The sequence below is a fragment of the Massilia sp. BAP21 genome (assembly GCF_057801335.1).
The window spans coordinates 3,157,684-3,177,789 of the sequence record NZ_CM173596.1 but is presented as its reverse complement, the minus strand read 5'-3'; the positions used below and the strand labels follow the sequence as shown (position 1 = coordinate 3,177,789).

The following is a 20,106-nucleotide window of genomic DNA, read 5'->3' as shown; positions in this document are numbered from 1 at the left end:
GCGATGACTGGGAAGCGCGGGCTAGGCGCGAGGACGCCGCATGGCGAGCCATGCAAGGACGAGCAACGCCGCCCCCGCTTTCCAGGCGCGTCAGCAACGACTCATTCCCTACTGGGATAGGTTCTTAACAGTGCGCGCCCCTGCTTTCGTTAGAATAGGTCCATCACGCCGTCCCGAGAGTCTTGCATGACGCACCTAAACGACCTGCCCTTCTCCACGCTGCAGTTCTACACGACCGCACCCTATCCGTGCAGCTACCTCGACGCGCGCCAGGCACGCTCGCAGGTGGCCACGCCTTCGCACCTGATCAATGCCGACGTGTATTCCGAGCTCGTGAAGAACGGCTTTCGCCGCAGCGGCATCTTCACCTACCGCCCGTATTGCGACGGCTGCCAGGCCTGCATCCCGGTGCGCGTGCGCTGCGCCGAGTTCGCCCCCAGCCGCACCCAGCGCCGCGCCTGGAAGCGCCATGGCGACCTGAGCGCGATGGTTGCCAACCTCGCCTTCTCCGACGAGCACTACGCGCTCTACCTGCGCTACCAGACCACGCGCCACGTCGGCGGCGGCATGGACCAGGACAGCCGCGACCAGTACGCCCAGTTCCTGCTGCAAAGCCGGGTCAACACGCGCCTGGTCGAGTTCCGCGAACCCGACGGCACCTTGCGCATGGTGTCGATCATCGACGTGCTGTCCGACGGCTTGTCGTCGGTCTACACCTTCTTCGACCCCGACGTGCCGGGCGCCTCCTTTGGCACCTATAACGTGATGTGGCAGGTAGGCCAGGCGCGCGAGCTGGGGCTGCCGTATGTCTACCTCGGTTACTGGATCGAGCAGAGTCCGAAGATGGCGTATAAAACGAATTTCCGGCCGCTGGAAGCGCGCATCGGCGGGAAATGGGGCATCCTCGAGCGCTGACCGCTGCAGGACGCTATTTCACGTAGGGTGGACGGGTTTCCCGTCCACGCGTCGTTCGTTACCGGCTCCGTTTTCGTGCCGGATGATCTTGCTGCAAACTATCAACGCGTGGAGTCATTCAGTCCGGGGGACTGAATGACGAGCCGTCCACCCTACGATTGTCGGTACGCGCACGGTACAATGCTTGCGATCCTTTCTACGAGCGTTCCATGTCCGACAAACTCCTGTACACCCTCGCCCGTCCCCTGCTGTTCACGCTGCCAGCCGAAACCGCCCACAACCTGACCCTGCCGGCCCTGCGCCGCGCCGCCGAACGCGGCATGACGGGAATGTTCAGGAAGCCCGCGCCCGATCCGCGCACCGTGATGGGCATCACCTTCCCGAACCCGGTCGGCCTGGCCGCCGGTCTCGACAAGGATGGCGCCTACATCGACGGCCTGGCCGCCCTCGGCTTCGGCTCGATCGAGATCGGCACCGTTACCCCACGCGCCCAGGCCGGCAACCCGAAGCCGCGCATGTTCCGCCTGCCGGCCGCGCAGGGCATCATCAACCGCATGGGGTTCAACAACGGCGGCGTCGACGCCTTTGTCGCGAATGTCCAGGCCTCGAAGTTCCACCAGGAGAAGCAAGGCGTGCTCGGCCTGAACATCGGCAAGAACGCCGACACGCCGATCGAGCGCGCGGCCGAGGATTACGTACATTGCCTGCGCAAGGTCTACCCGTACGCGAGCTATGTGACGGTGAACATTTCTTCGCCGAACACCAAGAATCTGCGCCAACTGCAGGGCGCCTCGGAACTCGACGATTTGCTGGCCCAGCTGAAGCGTGAGCAGACGCGCCTGGCCGACGACACCGGCCGCTACGTGCCGCTGGCCTTGAAAATCGCCCCGGACATCGACGCCGACCAGATCCAGAACATCGCCGGCGCCCTGCTGCGCCACCGGATCGACGGCGTGATCGCCACCAACACCACGCTCAGCCGCAACCACGTGGTCGGCCTGCGCCACGGCCACGAAGCCGGCGGCCTGTCGGGCATGCCGGTGTTCGATCTGTCGAACATCGTGGTGCGCGCGATGAAGAAGGAACTCGGCGACGACATCCCGATCATCGGCGTGGGCGGCATCCTGTCGGGCGCGGATGCCAGGGCGAAGATGGAGGCCGGCGCCCAGCTGGTGCAGCTGTACAGCGGCCTGATCTACCGCGGCCCGGCGCTGGTGCGCGAGTGCGCGGATGCCTTGAGGGGATGAGCATGGAACGCAAACGCTTGGGACGCAGCGACCTGAACGTGTCGAAGGTCTGCCTGGGCACGATGACCTTCGGCGAGCAAAACACCGAGCATGATGCGCACGCCCAGCTCGATTATGCGCTCGAACGCGGCATCAATTTCATCGATACCGCCGAGATGTACCCGGTCATGGGCCGCGCCGAAACGCAAGGATCGACCGAGCGCTTCATCGGCAGCTGGCTGAAGGGGCGCGGGCGGCGCGACGACGTGGTCATCGCCTCGAAGATCGCCGGGCCGAATGCGAACATGGCCTGGATCCGCGGCGCGTCGCACGACCTCGATGCAGCCAACGTGCGCGCGGCGGTCGAGACCAGCCTGCAGCGCCTGCAGACCGATTACATCGACCTGTATCAGGTGCACTGGCCGAGCCGGAACGTGCCGATCTTCGGCTCGAACAGCTTCAATCCCAGGCGCGAACGCAACAGCGTGCCGATCGAGGAAACGCTGGGCGCCTTGGACGAGCTGGTCAAGGCCGGCAAGATCCGCCACATCGGCGTGTCGAACGAAAGCCCTTGGGGCGTGAGCGAGTGGATCAAGCAGTCCGAAGTGAAAGGTCTGCCGCGCATCGCCACCATCCAGAATTTGTACAACCTGACGGCGCGCGCTTTCGAGACAACGCTGCTGGACGAGACCTGCTTCCGCGAGGAAGTGAGCCTGCTGGCCTATAGCCCGCTCGCCTTTGGGCAGCTGACCGCCAAGTACATCGACGATCCGAAGGCGCATGGGCGGCTGACGATCTTCCCGCCGAACTGGAGCCCGCGCTATGTGCGGCCCGCCGTGCTGGAAGCGACGCGCGAATATGCGGCGCTGGCAAAGGCGAACGGCTTGACGCCGGCGCAGATGGCGCTGGCCTGGTGTTATTCGCGCCCGTTCGTGGGGGCGACCATCATCGGGGCGACCAACCTGGCGCAGCTGAAGGAGAACATCGATGCGGCTCAGATCGTGTTGTCGCGTGAAGTGACCGATGCGATCGATGCCATTCACGCGCGCATCACGAATCCCGGACAATAAAGTTCGCGACCGTTCAAACGTTGCTTGGACGCGTGGACGGCGGAGCCGTCCACCCTACGCTTCGACTTCCACCTGCAAGGTCCGCTCGATATCCGAGCGCGTGAACCCCGGCGCGAAGCGCTCGATGAAGTGGTAGGCATATGCCCGCAAATACGCCCCGCGCCGCACGGCAAGCCGTGTCACATTCGGCGCAAACAAGTGCGAGGACTCCACCGCCCGCAAGCCCTTGTCGCGCCCATGGTCGAACGCCATCGAGGCGATGATGCCGACGCCCATCCCCAGCGACACGTACTGCTTGATGACGTCCGAATCCATGGCGGTGAGCACGATGTCCGGCGACAGCCCGGCCGTGCGGAAGGCTTCGTCGATGTGGCCGCGGCCCGTATAGCCGACGTCGTAGGTAATCAAGGGGTAATTCGCCAGGTCCTCCAGGCGCAGCGGCGTGCTCGCCAGCAGCGGATGCCCGTCCGGCGCCACCACCACGTGGCTCCAGCGGTAGCACGGGAAGGACACCAGGTCCGGAAACGCCGACAAGCCCTCGGTGGCGATGCCGATGTCGGCCCGCCCCGACAGCACGTATTCGGCGATGTGCTCCGGCGCGCTCTGCTGCAGGGCGATGCGCACGTTCGGGAAGGCGTTGCGGAAGGACTGCACCACCTGCGGCAGCGCATAGCGCGCCTGGGTATGGGTGACGGCAATCGTCAGCGTGCCGCTGTCCTGGTCGGCGAATTCCTGGCTCGCCTGCGCCAGGTTTTCCGCTTCCACCAACAGGCGCTCGACGATCTTCAAAATGCCCTTCCCCGGCGCGGTCAGCCCGGTCAGGCGCTTGCCGTTGCGTTCGAAAATGACGACGCCGAGTTCTTCCTCGAGTTCGCGGATCTGGCGCGACACGCCCGGCTGCGACGTGAACAGCGCGTTCGCCACGTCGGTGAGGTTGAAGTTGCGGCGCGCCGCTTCGCGCACCGAGCGCAGCTGCTGGAAGTTCATATGCCGCCTCCCCCGTCGACGAACACTTCGATGCGGCGCGGACGCACCACCAGCGTCTCGCCTTCCTTGAAGCCCAGGCGCGCGAAGCGCTCGTTCGGAATCACGGCTTCGATCAATTGGGTATTGTCTTCGCGCTCGAGGTCGAGCTGGGCCAGCGGGCCGATCGCGTGCGCGCGGCGCAGCTTGACCACGATGCCCTCCTGCCCCGGCGTGTAACGCTCGACGTCGAGGTCGTGCGGACGCACGTAGCCGATGCCGTCGGCATTGCTGACGCCATTGAGCTGCGGCGCGTCGAACAGGGCGTCGCCGCTGGCCAGCACGCCCTCGTGCACGCGGCCGTGGAACAGGTTCACGTTCCCCAGGAAGCTGTAGACGAAGGGCGAGGCAGGCGCGTTGTACACGCTTTCCGGTGTGCCGAGCTGCTCGATGCGGCCCTTGTTCATGACGACCACCTGGTCGGCCACTTCCAGCGCTTCTTCCTGGTCGTGGGTGACGAAAATCGAGGTCACGTGCAGCTCGTCGTGCAGGCGGCGCAGCCAGCGGCGCAGTTCCTTGCGCACCTTGGCATCCAGGGCGCCGAAGGGTTCGTCGAGCAGCAGCACGCGCGGCTCCACGGCCAGCGCGCGCGCCAGGGCGATGCGCTGGCGCTGGCCGCCCGACAGCTGCGGCGGATAGCGGTCGGCGATCCAGTCGAGCTGCACCAGTTCCAGCAGCCGCTTCACCTTCTCGCGGATCTGCGCTTCGCTCGGCCGTTCCTTGCGCGGCTTGACGCGCAGGCCGAACGCCACGTTCTCGAACACGGTCATGTGCTTGAACAGCGCATAGTGCTGGAACACGAAGCCGACCTGGCGCTCGCGCACGTGGCGGTGCGAGGCGTCCTGGCCGTCGAGCAGCACCGAACCGGAGTCTGGATGCTCGAGGCCGGCGATGCAGCGCAGCAGCGTGGTCTTGCCGCAGCCCGAAGGGCCGAGCAAGGCGGTCAGCTGGCCGTCGGGGAACTGCAGCGAAACGTCGTCGAGCGCCTTGAACTGGCCGAACTGCTTGCGGATGTGTTGGACTTCGATCGTCATTGCGTGCGCTCCGTGGTGCCGTTGTCTGCGCTGCGAGATTGGTGCAGACGCCATTCGATAAAGGATTTGACGGCCAGCGTCACCAGCGCGAGCAGCGCCAGCAGCGACGCGATCGCGAACGCGGCCGTGAAGTTGTATTCGTTGTAGAGGATTTCCACCTGCAGCGGCATGGTGTTGGTCTCGCCGCGGATGTGGCCCGACACCACGGACACCGCGCCGAACTCGCCCATTGCACGGGCGTTACACAGGATCACGCCGTACAGCAGGCCCCACTTGATGTTCGGCAGCGTCACGCGCCAGAAGGTTTGCCAGCCCGAGGCGCCCAGCACCAGCGCCGCTTCTTCTTCCTCGGTGCCCTGCTGCTGCATCAGCGGAATCAGCTCGCGCGCCACGAAGGGGAAGGTAATGAACACGGTCGCCAGCACGATGCCCGGCACCGCGAACAGGATCTTGATGTCGTGCGCGGCCAGCCATTCGCCGAACCAGCCCTGGGCGCCGAACAGCAGCACGTAGATCAAGCCGGCGATCACCGGCGACACCGAGAACGGCAAATCGATCAGGGTCAGCAGCACGCTCTTGCCCTTGAAATCGAACTTGGCAATCGCCCACGAGGCCGCCACGCCGAACACCAGGTTCAGCGGCACGGCGATGCCGGCGGCGATCAGGGTCAGCTTGATGGCGGAAATCGCGTCCGGGTCGAGGATGGCTTCGACGTAGGTGTCCCAGCCCCGCTTCAGGGCTTCGGTGAACACCGCCACCAGCGGCACGAACAGGAACAGCGTCAGGAAGGCGAGCGCGACGGCGATCAGCGTCCAGCGCACCCAGCGCGGCTCGAAGGTGTTGGCCGGCGCGCTGCGCACATGGTGCGGCGGCGCGGCCACGGTTGGTTTGTCAAGTACGGCACTCATTTCTTGCCTGCCCGTTTGCGCGTCCATGCCTGGAGCAAGTTAATCGTGAGGAGCAGGATGAACGAGAAGATCAGCATCACCACCGCAATCGCGGTGGCGCCGGCGTAATCGTACTGCTCCAGTTTGGTAATGATGAAGAGCGGCGTGATCTCGGAGACCATCGGCAGGTTGCCGGCGATGAAAATCACCGAGCCGTACTCGCCGGTGGCGCGCGCGAATGCCAGCGCGAAGCCGGTCAGCAGCGCCGGCACGATGCCCGGCAACACCACGCGAATGAAGGTTTGCAGCGGACTGGCGCCCAGGCTGGCGGCGGCTTCCTCGAGCTCGCGCTCGGCTTCTTCCAGCACCGGCTGCACCGTGCGCACCACGAAGGGCAGGCCGATGAAGGTCAGCGCCACCACCACGCCCAGCGGGGTGAAGGCGACCTTGATGCCGACTTTATCGAGGTACTGGCCGATCCAGCCGTTGGCCGAGTACAGCGACGTCAATGTAATGCCGGCCACGGCGGTCGGCAGCGCGAATGGCAAATCGACCAGGGCGTCGACGAAGCGCTTGCCGGGAAAACGGTAGCGCACCAGCACCCAGGCGACAATGCCGCCGAACACCACGTTGAAGCTTGCCGCGATCAGCGAAGCGCCGAAGCTGAGTTTATAGGAGGCGATCACGCGCTCGGAGGTGACGGCGCGCCAGAACGCTTCCCAGCTCATGGTGAAGGTGTTCAGGAACACGGCGGACAACGGGATCAGCACGATCAATGCGAGATAAAAGATCGTGAACCCGAGCGAGAGCCCGAAGCCGGGAATGACCCGGCCGGGTGCGCGTGGCTTTTTCATGGATGCCTTATTACATTTTCTTCTAATAGGCGTCCATATTCTCACTTGCTACTCATAAAACAAACGAAAGAAACGTCATTTGTATAGATGAATACGCTATTAACCGGGCGCTAACGATTAAGCACTACCCCACCGATGCCCTCTCTCTTCATCAAGCCCGTAAGAAAAATTCCTTAAGGAAATTATATTTTTACAACAGAATAACTTTACCCGCTTTACTTAATAACAATTTCTTTTATACTTACAGTAAGTGGAAAATCTATCCACAGTCACCATCCAGGACGCCCTGACCGCGCCATTGCCGGCATGGGAACGGCTTACGCGCCATTCGGGAGAGACGTATCCATGTCGGTACTGCTGTTTGCAAGGCGCCTGCGCGAACGTGGCGCCGCGTCTGCCATCGTCACCGATACCGGGGTGCGCCTGAGCTACGCGCAACTGGCCGAGGCCGTCGAGGCCCAGGCCGCACGCCTGCCGGCCCCTGGCCGCCTGGTCATCCTCGAAGCTGCCAACACCGTCGACTGCGTGGTCGCCTACCTCGCCTGCCTGCATGCGGGCTACCCGGTGGTGCTGGCCGAACCGGGTTCGACCGCAGCCGACCCGCGCACCAGCCTCACCTATGGCGCGGCGCTGGTCTACCGCGAAGGCGAACATGGCTGGGGCTTCGAAGCCTTGCCGGCGGCGCCTGCGCCCGCGCTACACCCTGAACTGTGCATCCTGCTGTCGACCTCGGGCACGACCGGCAGCCCGAAGCTGGTGCGCCTGTCGCGTGCGAATATCCAGTCGAACGCCGCCGCGATCGCCGATTACCTCGGCATCGGCGCCGACGACCGCGCCATCACCAGCCTGCCGCTGTACTACTCCTACGGCATGTCGGTCCTGAATTCGCACCTGCACGCCGGCGCCACCATCCTGCTCACCGCGCGCTCGGTCGCCGACCCGCAGTTCTGGACCTTTTTCGAGGAAGAAGCGGCCACCAGCCTGTCGGGCGTGCCGTTTACCTTCGACCTGCTGGAACGGATGGGCTTTCGCGGACGCCACTATCCTTCCCTGCGCTACCTGGCCCAGGCCGGCGGACGCCTGCCGGCCGAGCGCGTGCGCCTGTATGCGCAATGGGCGGCGGCCGCGCGCAAGCAGGTCTTTGTCATGTACGGCCAGACCGAGGCCAGCCCGCGCATGGCCTACGTGCCGCCGGAGCAGCTGCTGGACAACATCGATGCCATCGGCGTCGCGATTCCCGGCGGCAGTTTCGAACTGATCGGCGAAGATGGCGAACCGGTGCTGGCCGCCGACACCCCGGGCGAACTGGTCTACCGCGGCCCGAACGTGATGATGGGCTATGCCGAATCGGCTGCGGACCTGGCGCTGGGCTGCGGCCCGGATGTCCTGCGCACCGGCGACCTGGCCTGCCGCAAGGAAAACGGCTGCTATGCCATCGTCGGCCGCAAGAGCCGCTTCTCGAAGATCGTCGGCCTGCGCATCAGCCTCGACGAGATCGAACGCTGGGTCCATGCACGCGGCCTGCAGGGCATCGTCAGCGGCGACGACGCCCTGGTGGTGGTGGCGCTGACCGGCGCCGCCGACCCGGCCGGGGTGAAGCAGGAACTCAGGCAGGCGCTGGCACAGCGCTTCGGCCTGCCGCTGTCGGCGCTGGCCGTGCTGCACCTGGACGCGCTGCCGGTCCTGCCCTCCAACAAATTCGACTACCGCACCGTGCTGCGCCTAGGCCACGAAGCCGCGGCCCAGGCCCAGGCCCAGCCAGGACAGCAGCGCCTGATCGATGCCTACCGCGACATCCTCGGCAACCCCGACGTACGCCCGCAGGACAGTTTCCTCGACCTGGGCGGCGACTCGATCAACCTGGTCGAGCTGTCGCTGGCGCTGGAACAGTACCTGGGCACGGTGCCGGACAACTGGGAGGCGCAGTCGATTGCCTCGCTCGAAGCCTTGAAGGACCGGCCTGCGGCCGCCCCGGGCGGCGCGGCCAACGACGCCAGCTGGCGTTCGAGCGGCCTGCTGCGCGCCGGCCTGGTGGCGCTGGCCCTGCTGGTGGGCGGCGAAGTCCTGCTGCAGGCGCGCGCCTACCTGAAAACCGGGCGCAGCGCGCTCGACCTGGCCACCGGCCAGAGCCGGGTGGCGATGAACGAGCACTACGGCGTCAAGACCTACCGTCCCAATCTGCGCGACGTGTCGCAAAAAGAGGGCCGCGAATTCAGCACCAATTCGCTGGGCTTTCGCAGCGCCGAGATCACGCCCGAACCAGCTCCCGGCGAATTCCGGCTGGTCGTCGTCGGCGCCTCGACCGTCGCCGGCGCGTATGCGAAGACCAACAGCGCCACCTTCCCGGCCCTGCTCGAACGCCAGCTGCGCCAGGCCATGCCGGGCCGCACGGTGAACGTCATCAATGCCGGTGTCGAGGGCTACACCTTGCGCGAAATCGAGATCCTGGTCGAACGCGGCATCATGCCGCTGCGCCCGACCGCGGTGCTGGTGTATGCGGGCTTCAACGACATGGCCTATATCTGCCGCAACAGCGCCGGGGTCTCGTCGCCGCTGCAGCCGCTGCCGGCGCCTTCGCTGCCGGGCTGGACCCTGAGCGGCACCATCATTTCCAAGAACACCGTGGCGCTGCGCGATTCCCCGGGGCGCGCCGGCATCGTCGACCCGACCGACCGCATTCCCGACTCCTACCGCCAGGGGCTGGACAGCATCGTCACCAAGCTCGAAGGCGCCGGCATCGCGCCGGTCCTGCTGACCGTGGCGCGCGGCTTCCGGCCTGAGGACGGCGCGGCCGGCCGCAAGCTGGCCACCAGCGCCCTGTACTACAACCATTGCCTCGACTACGAGGGGCTGAACAAGGCAGGCAACCTGTTCAATGGCGTGATCGCCGAGGTGGCGCGCAGCCGCAAGGTGCCGCTGGTCGACCTGGGCCAGGCCATGCCGGGTGGGCCGAAGTATTTCGTCGACGCCGCCCACTTCACGGCCGCCGGCGAAGAAGCGGCCTCGCAGCTGATCTACCAGGCATTGGTGAACGACACGCAGCTGGTGCGCCCGGCCGGTGTCGTTGCCCACAACTCCGCCGCATCACACTGAACCCGGAAGCGAACTTCACGATGGACATTACCGGCTTCGGCTACCTGGTCTTCCTCACGGCGGTGCTCGCCGTACACCGCCTGCTGCAGGGGCGGCACGGCGCGCAAAAGCTGCTGCTGACGGCGGCCAGCTATTATTTTTATGCGACCATCGACTGGCGTTTCTGCGGCCTGCTGCTGGCCCTCACCGCCATCAACTACGTGGCCGGCAATGCCGTAGCCCACAACACCGACCGCGGCGCCCAGAAGCGCGCGATCACCGGCGCCGTGGTGCTCAGCCTCAGCCTGCTGGGCTATTTCAAGTACCTGAACTTCTTCGGGACCATGGTCAATTCCCTGTCCGACTGGCTCGGCATGGGCAGCCTGGTGCCTTTCGTGCAGATCCTGCTGCCGGTCGGCATCTCCTTCCTGACCTTCCAGGCGCTCACCTATCCGGTGGCGCTGTACGCCGGCCGCATCGCGCGCCCCAGCAGCCTGCTCGATTTTTCGCTGTTCATGGCCTTCTTCCCGCGCCTGCTGTCGGGGCCCATCGTCACCGCCGAGTACTTCCTGCCGCAACTGGCGACGCCGCGCGTGGCGACCCAGGCCCAGCAATTCGAAGGGCTGGCGCTGATCATGCGCGGCATCGTCAAGAAGGTGCTGATCGCCGATACCCTGGGCGCCTGCCTGGTCGACCCCGCCTTTGCGCGGCCGGGCGACTTTTCCACGGGTTTCCTGTGGTTGGCCCTGTTCGGCTACAGCTTCCAGGTCTATCTCGACCTGAGCGGCTACACCGACATGGCGCGCGGCGCCGCGGCCCTGTTCGGCTACCGCCTGCCGGTGAACTTCAACCGGCCCTACCTGGCCACCAGCATCGCGAATTTCTGGCAGCGCTGGCACATCACCATGTCTTCGTTCTTCCGCAACTACCTGTACGAGCCGCTCTCGAAGTGGCACGTGGTGCCGACCTGGGTGAACCTGCTGATCGTGTTCGTGGCGATCGGGCTGTGGCATGGCGCCGGCTGGAAGTTCGTGGTGTACGGCCTGCTGCACGGCTCGATGGTGGCGATCGGCCACCACCGCGACATGGCGCGCGCCCGGCGCGGCGCCCCGCTGGTCTACCGCGGCCGGCGCCTGGCGCTGCAGGTCGCCTTCATCTTCGTGGTGGTGGTGCTGACGCGCCTGCTGTTCCGCAGCACCGACCTGGACGCGGCCGGCGACTACATGCTGCGCCTGGTGCAGCCGGCCGCGGGCCAGTTCCCGCTGTCGGTGGCCGGTTTCCTGGCCCTGGCCGCCGCCGCAGGCCTGCACTTCACGCCGGTGCACTGGCGCGACCGCTTCATGGCCTATGTGACGGCGCAGCCGGCCTGGCTGTTCGGCGTGGGCCTGGTCGCCACCCTGTACATGGTGGCCGCCATGACGCGCGGCCAGGGCGGCTTCATTTATTTCCAGTTCTGATCAGTAGACCAGCTTGGCCGCGACGCCGGTCAGCGTGACTGCCAGCAGCGCGCGCAGGAAGCGCTCCGGCACCTTGCGCGCCAGCATGGAACCAAGGGTGATGCCGGGCAGCGAACCGATCAGCAGGGTCAGCAGCAGCATCCAGTCGATCGAGCCCAGCCACCAGTGGCCGAGGGCGGCGATCGCCGTCAGCGGCACGGCGTAGGCGATGTCGGTGCCGGCCACCTCGGCCGGCGTCAGCTTCGGATACAGCAGCACCAGCAGGGTCGCGCCGATGGCGCCGGCGCCGATCGAGGACACCGTCACCAGCACGCCGAGGATGGCGCCGGAGACCACGGTGGCGACGGTCAGGCTGCGGCCTTGCAGCTGGCGTCCGGGGTGGGCCGTCATCCAGGCGATCATGCGCCGGCGCAGCAGCAGCGCCACCACCGTCAGCATCACCGAGCCGGCGATCGCGTAGCGGATCACCTGGCCGATGTGGGCCTCGAGCGCGCCGAAGTGGCGCAGCGCCAGCGTCGACACCAGCGCCGCCGGCAGCGCCCCCAGGCACAGGCGGCGCACGATGGTCCAGTCGACGGTGTTGTTGAAGCGGTGGGTGATGGTGCCGGCGCTCTTCGTGATCGAGGCAAAGGCCAGGTCGGTACCCACGGCAACGGTGGGCGAAACGCCGAACAGCAGCGTGAGCAGCGGCGTCATCAGCGAGCCGCCGCCGACGCCCGTCATGCCCACCAGCAAGCCGACTGCGAAGCCGGCGGTGATATAGGTGATTAACATGCATGGTCCCTCAGGTGAACCCAAGAGTAAGCCGGGTCAGCCGTGGGACAAACGACAGCTTCCTTATTTGCTTATGCGGAGGCTGAGCTTAGGGGCAAGGCGGGACGTTGAATTTGTAGGGTGGGCCGGGCCGCGAAAGGCACCTGTGCCCACGCGGTCCCATCGGTTGATACCACGCGGCCCAACCGGGACGCCCGTGTACGTTCCCCTACCGGGATGCATATCGACACATTACTGGAGCACCGCGTGGGCTCAAGAGCCCACCCTACTCCCTCCGACCAGTGTGTGGGTTAATCGGAGGGACGAACGCCGATTACTTGTTCGGCTGCGGCGTCAACCGCAGGTACGGCTTCGGCGACGTAAAGCCCTTCGGATATTTTTCCGCCAGCACCGCCGGGTCCTGCACCGTCAGCGGAATGATCACGTCGTCGCCATCCTTCCAGTTGCCCGGCGTGGCCACGGTGTAGCCGTCGGTCAGCTGCAGGGCGTCGATCACGCGCAGGACTTCGTCGAAGTTGCGGCCGGTGCTCATCGGGTAGGTGATGGTCAGGCGCACTTTTTTCTTCGGGTCGATGACGAACAGCGAGCGCACGGTGGCGGTGGCCGATTGTTCCGGGTGGATCATGTCGTACAGCGCGGAGACCGATTTGTCGGCATCGGCGATGATCGGGAAGCCGACCACGGTCTGCTGGGTTTCCTCGATGTCCTTGATCCAGCTCTTGTGCTGTTCAGCGGCGTCGACCGACAGCGCGATGGCCTTCACGTTGCGCTTGTCGAACTCCGGCTTCAGCTTGGCGGTCAGGCCCAGTTCGGTGGTGCAGACCGGGGTGAAGTCGGCAGGGTGCGAAAACAGGACGACCCAGGAATCGCCTGCCCACTCATGGAAGCGGAGTCGGCCGATGCTGGAATCTTGCTCAAAATCAGGTGCGGTGTCGCCAAGGCGTAAGCTCATGTTCATCTCCATTCAGGACGTTGCGCAGGCGGCGCCACCATGACGCCGCCGGAAGACATCGTGCCTATTGTGGAGCATTTTATATAAGCTTGTCGAGTTATCACCCAAACCGGTTATAAAGAATCGTCGCCCAGGTGATCGCGGCCAATACCACCGTGAGCCCGACGGCAGCGCTACCGAAGTCCTTGGCATTCTTCGACAGCGGATGGCGCTCCAGCGAAATGCGGTCGACCACGGCCTCGAAGGCCGAATTGATGAGCTCGACGATCAGTACCAGCAGCAGCACGCCGATCAGCACCAGCTTCTGGAAGCCGGACACCGGCAGGATGAAGGCGAAGATCACGCCCAGTACGAACACCAATACCTCCTGGCGGAAGGCATGTTCGATGCGCCAGGCCGTGGCCAGGCCCTGGATCGAATAATTGGAGGCGTTGATGATGCGCCGAAACCCGCTCTTGCTCTTGAACTCGCTGACTGGCTCTTCCATTTAATTTCCGTCATGACATGCAGAACTGTCATTATGCCTTCCGTTCTTCCAAACTTACGCAAAGCTAAGCATCGTTAACTTTTCTGTTGGATTCCTGCTTCACAGGGGCTGGTTTCGCTCTGCGCATGAAGCACAGGGCCAGCGCCTTCCCCTCCACAGGCCGACACGGTGGAACTCACCGCCATGTTTCTTAAATTGATTGCCGCGTTAACGTCGCGGTCATGGTGCGTTGCGCATCCAGGGCAGGTCCACTGGCGTACGTCCAGGCTGAGTGCATCGCGCTTGTAACCACAGCAGGAACAGGTCTTGCTGCTGGGATACCAGCGATCGATGACGATCACCTGCCCACCGCGCCGCTGCGCTTTGTACACGAGCTGGCGGCGCAGTTCGGCAAAGCCCATGTCGGCTATCGCACGTGACAGGCAGCGGTTGCCGAGCATGCCCTTGACGTTTAAATCCTCGATGCCGATGACGTGGAAGCGCCGGGTGATACTTGCGCTGAGCTGGTGCAAGCCGTTCGCGCGCACGTTGGCGATCCTGGCGTGCAGGCGGGCCAATTTGCCTTTGGCCTTCTTGCGATTGCATGAACCCTTTGCCTTGCGCGACAGAGCGCATGACAGGCGGCGCAGGCGATCCAGCAAGGCTCGCAATGCCTTGGGTCCTGTGACTTTCTGTCCAGTCGACAAGGTGGCCAGGTGCGTCACGCCGAAGTCGATGCCGACCGCGCCTCCGTTTTCGGCTGGCGGCAGCTGTGCGTCTGAGGTGTCGATACTGATGCTGGCATACCATTGGCCGGCTGTGCGGGAAACGGTCGCAGAGACAATCCGTCCTGTGTAGCGCAGGCTTTCACGCATCCTCAGCCATCCGAGTTTCGGAATACGGATGCGTTTGCCATCGACCTGGAACTGGTCGTTGGTCAATGTGAACCGGTCGTTGATCCCCTTGCGCCGGAACCTCGGGTAGCGTGCCCGCTTCTCGAAGAAATTCTGGAAAGCGCGGCCCAGTTGCATGATCGCCAGCTGTGGCGCATTCTTCGTCACTTCCAGCATCCACGGGAATTGCGTGCGCTTGATGGCGTTGAGCTGGCGCCGCAGCGCCGCCTCGTTTGGCTTGGGCAAGGCTGGGTTGAGCCTGCACGCTTCGAATTGCCGTCCCCATTCGGCCAGTGCCCAGTTATAGGCGAACCGCGCGGTCCCGGCTGCACGCGTCAAATACGTTGCCTGCACCTTGTTGGGATCGAGCCGAATACGATGGGCCAGGATCATCGCGCCTCCTTTGCCCATGTTCGACACTGTCGATCAGTTATTGGTTCCGATGACTGCGCCTGTCTTACAGCTGCGCAGAAAACACAATACAAGTGCTTTTACGGGTGGTCATGAGGGAGCAAACTTATCCATCTTGGATAAGTTTGCGTATTTTTAGACAAATTAGCGGTTACTGCTAAAAACCCTCCCGTGGCGGGAATCGGCTTGTGTTAGATGCCGGGCACTAGTGAATCCGTCGCCGTTTTTCGCATTATGGTATAAAGTAAAACGATACTGCACTGCACCAACCACATCATGAAAATCGACACCCTTGAACCAACCAAGACCTCGATCCAGGTGATTGAACGCATGGTCGCCCTGCTCGACGCCCTGGCCACCTATCCGGACCCTGTCAGCCTGAAGGAACTCTCGAAGGTCTCCGGCCTGCATCCGTCGACCGCGCACCGCATCCTGAACGACATGGTGGTCACGCGTTTCGTCGACCGCGTCGAGCCGGGCACTTACCGCCTCGGCATGCGCCTGCTGGAACTGGGCAATGTGGTGAAGAGCCGGCTGTCGGTGCGCGAAGCGGCGCTCGACTTCATGCGCGCCCTGCACAAGAAGACCCAGCAGACCGTGAATTTGTCGGTGCGCCAGGGCGACGAGATCGTCTACATCGACCGCGCCTTTTCCGAGCGCTCGGGCATGCAGGTGGTGCGCGCGATCGGCGGCCGCGGCCCGCTGCACCTGACTTCCACCGGCAAGCTGTTCCTGTCGGTGGACGAAGCAAAAGCCATCCGCGCCTATGCCACCCGCACCGGCCTGGCCGGGCACAACAAGAATTCCATCACCGATCTCTCCAAGCTCGAACGCGAACTGGGCCTGGTGCGCGCACGCGGCTATGCGCGCGACAACGAGGAGCTGGAACTGGGCGTGCGCTGCATGGCCGCCGGCATCTACGACGACGGCGGCAAGCTGGTGGCGGGCCTGTCGATTTCGGCCCCGGCCGACCGCTTGCAGGAAGACTGGCTCGACGATCTGGTGCAGACCGCCGGGCAGATTTCGGCGACGCTTGGTTTCCGCCCGGCCTCGGCCGCCTGAGGATCTTCTCCGGTCAGCGCTTCTGCAGTACGGTCGCCGCCGTCACCGTCGAAAACGAGGTATTGACTGCGCTGTTCGCCGCTGGCGCGGCGGCGTGCACGGGTGGCACGATGCTGTCCGGCGTCAGCGCTTCCAGCCAGCGGCGCATGCGGCCGGCGTCGGCGGTACGCGACATCTTGCCCTTTGAATCCAGGAACACCATGATCACATTGCGGCCCTGGATCATGGCCTGCATCACCAGGCAGCGCCCTGCTTCGTTGATGAAGCCGGTCTTTTGCAGGCCGATGTTCCAGTCCGGCAGCGCCACCAGGTAATTCGTATTCGAGTAGCGCATCGGCCGGCCGCTTGCCTCCACCACCCAGTTCGGGTCGGTCGAATACTGGCGCAGCAGCGGCTTCTGGTGGGCAAAGGCCACCAGCTTGGCCAGGTCGCGCGCGCTCGAGACGTTCTGGCTCGACAGGCCGCTGGAATCGACGTAGCGCGTGTCGTTCATGCCCAGCTCTTTCGCCTTGGCATTCATCGCCGCGACAAAGGCCTCGATGCCACCCGGATAGTTACGCCCCAACGCGGACGCGGCGCGGTTCTCGGAACTCATCAGGGCGATGTGCAACAGGTTGTTGCGGGTCATGCGCGCGCCGACCGGCAGGCGCGAGCTGCTGTACTTCAGGCGGTCGACGTCGGCGTTGGTGATGGTGAGCGTTTCGTTCAGGTCCTGGCCGGCTTCGACCACGACCAGGCCGGTCATCAGCTTGGTGATCGAGGCGATCGGCAGCGCCACGTTGGCGTTCTTTTCGAACAGGACTTCGGAACTGTTCTGGTCGAGCACGAAGGCCACATTCGAGCGCAGCGACAGCGGGTCGTCGGTCTTGTGGAGGCCGGCAATGTCGCCGGCGGTGCGCATCGCAGCCACGGCCGGGGTCGCCTTGCGTACGCCTTGGTAGGTCACGCGGCGCTTGCCGTTCACTACCTCGACGCGGCGCACCAGGCGCCCGCGCTTGTTGTCGGCCACCACCGCTTCCTTGCGGGCGCGCTTGGGCTTGGCGGCGGCTTTTTTCTTGACCGGTTTCTTGGCGGCCTGGCGCTTCTGCTTGGCCGAACTGGCCTGCTTTTGGGCTTGCGCTCCCGCACCCGCTCCTGCCGCGGAGACCGGCTCCACCACCAGGAACAGCGACACGAGCATCGCCAATGCAAGCTTGATCATTTCTACCCCTTTACCTTGCCGCGTGCCGAACTGATGAGTCATGAGCCAAGTGTAGTCCGCTCAGCCACAGGCACAAGCAGAATTCACGATTTCGTCACCATTTTGCCGCACTTCAACGCGAGGTTCAACAGTGTGTGGCGCACGCACAGTGAACAAAACTGCCTTTTAATTCAGGTATTTACAGGGGTTGTAGTTTATTCGACGAAACGAACGAAGCCGGCCAGGGGCTCCCGCTCAGTGATGAGCGAGTTTTCAATCTTGCCCGGGTCGGCCCAGCCCAGCGCCATGCCGCATACCACGGTCTCGTTCGCCGGCAGCCCGAGTTGCGCGGCAATGATGCGGTGGTACTGGGTAAAGGCGGCCTGCGGGCAGGTATCGAGCCCGCGCCCGCGCGCCGCCACCATGATGTTTTGCAAGAACATGCCGTAGTCGAGCCAGGAGCCCTGCTCCATGATGCGGTCGATGGTGAAGATCAGGCCGACCGGCGCGTCGAAGAACGCGAAGTTGCGCGCATGCTGGGCCGCCATGCCGGCCTTGTTGTCGCGCGTCAGGCCCAGCAGGCTGTACAGGTCCCAACCCACCTTGCGGCGGCGGTCGATGAAGGGCGAGACCCACTCGCGCGGGTAGTAGGCATATTCTTCGGTGTGCTGGCGCGCTTGTTCCGGGTCGGTGTGCACGGCCAGGATGGCATCGGACAAGTCCTGGCGCGCCTGGCCGGTCAGCACGTACACCTTCCAGGGCTGGGTATTCGTACCGGAAGGCGCGCGCGCCGCCACTTCCAGGATCCGTTCCAGGTCTTCGCGCGCCACCGGCTTGTCGAGGAAGGCGCGGATCGAACGGCGCGAGGTGATGGCGGCATCGACCGCTTCTTGCTGTGGGTTGGAAATCATCGTTTCTCCTTGTTGACGACGAATGCGACACCCGCGACGGCCACCGCCATGCCGGCCAGCCCGAGCGGGCCGAGGGCCTCGCCGAACAGCAGCCAGGCCATGATGGCGGTGGTGGGCGGGGTCAGGTAGAGCAGGCTCGTGACTTCGGTGGCGGCGCTGCGGCTGATCAGGCGGAACAGCAGGAAGATGGCGCCGATCGACAGCGCGAACACCGACCACAACAAGGCGCCGACGAAGTGGACATTCCACTCCACCGTCGCCAGCGGCAGGTCGAATTCCTCGAACAGCAGCGCCAGCGGCAACAGCGCCGCCACGGTCGCGCCGAACTGGATCACGGTGCCGGTACGCAGATCGAACTGCGGGCAGTAGCGCTTCTGGTACATGGTGCCGGCGGTAATCGACAGCAGCGCCAGCACGCAATACACGATCGGCAAGGCCGACAGGTGCGCCAAATCGAGCTTGGCGTACACGACCAGCGCCACGCCCGCCAGGCCCAGCGCCAGCCCGAGCCACTGGCGCGGACGCACCCGCTCGCCGATCAGCGGCGCCGCCACGGCGGTCAGGATAGGCTGCATGCCGACGATCAGGGCCGACAGGCCGGCCGGCATGCCGATCTTGATCGCGCTCCAGACGCCGCCCAGGTAACCCGCCTGCAGCAAGAGGCCGGCCACAGCGACATGCAGGATGCGCCCGCCCGGCCAGGGCGCGCGCCAGATCAGCACGATGGGAACCAGCACCAGCAGCACGCCCAGGCAACGCAGGATCAGGAAGGTGAGCGGCGGCGCATACGGCAGGCCGTACTTGGCGGCGATGAAACCGGTACTCCACAAGACCACGAAGAACAGCGGCAGCGGCGCCAGCCAGCGCTGGGCCTGGCGCGAAGGTGCGGTCGTCTCGGACATGGCGGCGGAAGGTGGTGGGCGAGATGGCATGAAAGACAAGTCTAGCATGCCTGCCCATCCAAATTTGCGTAGCAGAAAAATCCTCACGCACGATAGGTACGATGGCAGAGGCCTCATTTTTATTGTTGAGAAGTATTTCATCCGATGCAAGAACACAACAAAGCCGGCCGGGATGGTGCGTCGCACCAAAAACGCTTGACCTGCTCGCCAAAGTGAGGAAAAATTCGCTCTGTTGCGGTGCACAATCCTTCCGATGCACCGGCCAGCTTCCCGCTTCACCGGTCCAGGTAGTCTTCCTGAGCAGTATTCTTAAGCAGCATTCACCCTATAACGTCTTGTTTGGAGAACCCTATGTTTGCAATCCCAGAGCAGTTCTCGAATGCCACCAAAGCAAACCTCGAATCGCAATTCGCCCTGATGTCGTCGCTGACCTCGAAGACCTTCGAAAGCATGGAGAAGCTGGTTGAACTGAACATCAACACGGCGCGCGCCACCCTGTCGGACAGCTCGAGCGCCGCTCGCCAGCTGCTGGCCGCCAAGGACCCGCAGGAATTCTTCCAGCTGTCCGCCGCCCAGGCCCAGCCGAATGCCGAAAAAGCCCTGACCTACAGCCGCCAGCTGGCCTCGATCGCCAGCGGCACCGGCGCCGAGTTCTCGAAAGCCGCCGAAGGCCAGATCGTCGAAGCCAACCGCAAGGTCATCGCCCTGGTCGACGAAGTGAGCAAGAACGCCCCGGCCGGTTCGGAAACCTTCGTGGCCGCCGTCAAGACCGCGATCAGCAACGCCAACGCCGGCTACGAGCAGTTCAGCAAGACCACCAAGCAGGCTGTCGAAGCGATCGAAAGCAACATGAACGCCGCGATCTCGCAGTACTCGAACGTGGCTGCCAAGGCACCGGCTGCTGCTGCCAACACCGCAGCGGCTGCCGCAGCGTAAGCATTCAGCAGTAGTAAAAGACGGGGCCGGTTGACGATGTCAGCCGGCCCCGTTTGTCGTTTACAGATCGTTGGCGTATCC

General features: G+C 64.4%; 18 protein-coding genes. 7 read left to right on the top strand and 11 right to left on the bottom strand.

The annotated features are described in order from the left end of the window. Positions 1 to 186 precede the first annotated feature (186 nt). The 3 genes from ACWYRN_RS13965 (at position 187) to ACWYRN_RS13955 (ending at position 3,211) form a co-directional block, all read left to right on the top strand. Positions 187 to 915, top strand: coding sequence for an arginyltransferase (locus tag ACWYRN_RS13965; RefSeq protein ID WP_229438295.1), 729 nt, complete (start codon positions 187 to 189; stop codon positions 913 to 915). 209 nt (positions 916 to 1,124) lie between these two features. Then, a complete protein-coding gene (locus tag ACWYRN_RS13960) occupies positions 1,125 to 2,162 on the top strand; it encodes a quinone-dependent dihydroorotate dehydrogenase (protein ID WP_488688155.1) in 1,038 nt (345 codons plus the stop codon). 2 nt (positions 2,163 to 2,164) lie between these two features. Beyond that, entirely contained in the window at positions 2,165 to 3,211 is a 1,047-nt protein-coding gene (locus tag ACWYRN_RS13955; RefSeq protein WP_488688154.1) for an aldo/keto reductase, read from the top strand. 54 nt (positions 3,212 to 3,265) lie between these two features. Here ACWYRN_RS13955 and ACWYRN_RS13950 read toward each other — a convergent pair whose 3' ends face one another. The 4 genes from ACWYRN_RS13950 to cysT are packed head-to-tail and all read right to left on the bottom strand — an operon-like array spanning position 3,266 to position 7,009. Further along, positions 3,266 to 4,198 carry a CysB family HTH-type transcriptional regulator gene (locus tag ACWYRN_RS13950; protein ID WP_488688152.1) on the bottom strand — a complete coding sequence of 311 codons (933 nt, stop codon included), beginning with the start codon at positions 4,196 to 4,198 and terminating at the stop codon, positions 3,266 to 3,268. Then, entirely contained in the window at positions 4,195 to 5,268 is a 1,074-nt protein-coding gene (locus ACWYRN_RS13945) for a sulfate/molybdate ABC transporter ATP-binding protein (protein ID WP_488688150.1), read from the bottom strand. Before ACWYRN_RS13945 ends, ACWYRN_RS13950 begins: the two co-directional genes overlap by 4 nt. Continuing rightward, complete coding sequence (gene cysW, locus ACWYRN_RS13940; RefSeq protein WP_488688148.1) at positions 5,265 to 6,176, bottom strand: sulfate ABC transporter permease subunit CysW; 912 nt, start codon at positions 6,174 to 6,176, stop codon at positions 5,265 to 5,267. Before cysW ends, ACWYRN_RS13945 begins: the two co-directional genes overlap by 4 nt. Continuing rightward, the gene (gene cysT, locus ACWYRN_RS13935) at positions 6,173 to 7,009 is read right to left on the bottom strand and encodes a sulfate ABC transporter permease subunit CysT (RefSeq protein WP_229438289.1); all 837 of its coding nucleotides are present in this window, start codon (positions 7,007 to 7,009) and stop codon (positions 6,173 to 6,175) included. Before cysT ends, cysW begins: the two co-directional genes overlap by 4 nt. A 345-nt stretch (positions 7,010 to 7,354) precedes the next feature. Here cysT and ACWYRN_RS13930 point away from each other — a divergent pair, with 345 nt between their 5' ends. Then, the gene (locus tag ACWYRN_RS13930; RefSeq protein ID WP_488688146.1) at positions 7,355 to 10,102 is read left to right on the top strand and encodes an AMP-binding protein; all 2,748 of its coding nucleotides are present in this window, start codon (positions 7,355 to 7,357) and stop codon (positions 10,100 to 10,102) included. A gap of 20 nt (positions 10,103 to 10,122) precedes the next feature. Further along, positions 10,123 to 11,538, top strand: a complete 1,416-nt coding sequence (locus tag ACWYRN_RS13925) for an MBOAT family O-acyltransferase (RefSeq protein ID WP_488688144.1) — start codon at positions 10,123 to 10,125, stop codon at positions 11,536 to 11,538. Here ACWYRN_RS13925 and ACWYRN_RS13920 read toward each other — a convergent pair whose 3' ends face one another. From ACWYRN_RS13920 to ACWYRN_RS13905, 4 genes are all read right to left on the bottom strand, one after another. After that, on the bottom strand, positions 11,539 to 12,312 hold the full coding sequence (locus ACWYRN_RS13920; RefSeq protein ID WP_488688143.1) for a sulfite exporter TauE/SafE family protein: 774 nt from the start codon (positions 12,310 to 12,312) through the stop codon (positions 11,539 to 11,541). Positions 12,313 to 12,625: 313 nt separating this feature from the next. Next, on the bottom strand, positions 12,626 to 13,264 hold the full coding sequence (locus tag ACWYRN_RS13915; RefSeq protein WP_488688142.1) for a peroxiredoxin: 639 nt from the start codon (positions 13,262 to 13,264) through the stop codon (positions 12,626 to 12,628). A 100-nt stretch (positions 13,265 to 13,364) separates the two neighbouring features. After that, positions 13,365 to 13,751: a diacylglycerol kinase gene (locus ACWYRN_RS13910; RefSeq protein WP_488688141.1), complete on the bottom strand. Its 387-nt coding sequence runs from the start codon at positions 13,749 to 13,751 to the stop codon at positions 13,365 to 13,367. 74 nt (positions 13,752 to 13,825) lie between these two features. Beyond that, positions 13,826 to 15,016: an RNA-guided endonuclease InsQ/TnpB family protein gene (locus tag ACWYRN_RS13905; protein ID WP_488688139.1), complete on the bottom strand. Its 1,191-nt coding sequence runs from the start codon at positions 15,014 to 15,016 to the stop codon at positions 13,826 to 13,828. 294 nt (positions 15,017 to 15,310) lie between these two features. Between ACWYRN_RS13905 and ACWYRN_RS13900 the strand changes: the two genes are divergently transcribed. After that, the gene (locus tag ACWYRN_RS13900; RefSeq protein ID WP_488688137.1) at positions 15,311 to 16,096 is read left to right on the top strand and encodes an IclR family transcriptional regulator; all 786 of its coding nucleotides are present in this window, start codon (positions 15,311 to 15,313) and stop codon (positions 16,094 to 16,096) included. 13 nt (positions 16,097 to 16,109) lie between these two features. Here the strand turns inward: ACWYRN_RS13900 and ACWYRN_RS13895 are convergent, their stop codons facing one another. The 3 genes from ACWYRN_RS13895 to ACWYRN_RS13885 form a co-directional block, all read right to left on the bottom strand. Then, on the bottom strand, positions 16,110 to 17,297 hold the full coding sequence (locus ACWYRN_RS13895; protein WP_488688136.1) for a serine hydrolase: 1,188 nt from the start codon (positions 17,295 to 17,297) through the stop codon (positions 16,110 to 16,112). A 194-nt stretch (positions 17,298 to 17,491) separates the two neighbouring features. Continuing rightward, the gene (locus tag ACWYRN_RS13890) at positions 17,492 to 18,187 is read right to left on the bottom strand and encodes a nitroreductase (RefSeq protein ID WP_488688134.1); all 696 of its coding nucleotides are present in this window, start codon (positions 18,185 to 18,187) and stop codon (positions 17,492 to 17,494) included. Beyond that, positions 18,184 to 19,089 (bottom strand): DMT family transporter, encoded by a 906-nt coding sequence (locus ACWYRN_RS13885; RefSeq protein WP_488688133.1) that lies wholly within the window; start codon positions 19,087 to 19,089, stop codon positions 18,184 to 18,186. The genes ACWYRN_RS13890 and ACWYRN_RS13885 overlap by 4 nt, the downstream gene beginning before the upstream one ends. A 351-nt stretch (positions 19,090 to 19,440) precedes the next feature. Between ACWYRN_RS13885 and phaP the strand changes: the two genes are divergently transcribed. Beyond that, complete coding sequence (gene phaP, locus ACWYRN_RS13880) at positions 19,441 to 20,025, top strand: TIGR01841 family phasin (protein ID WP_229438278.1); 585 nt, start codon at positions 19,441 to 19,443, stop codon at positions 20,023 to 20,025. The last annotated feature ends 81 nt before the right edge of the window (positions 20,026 to 20,106 follow it).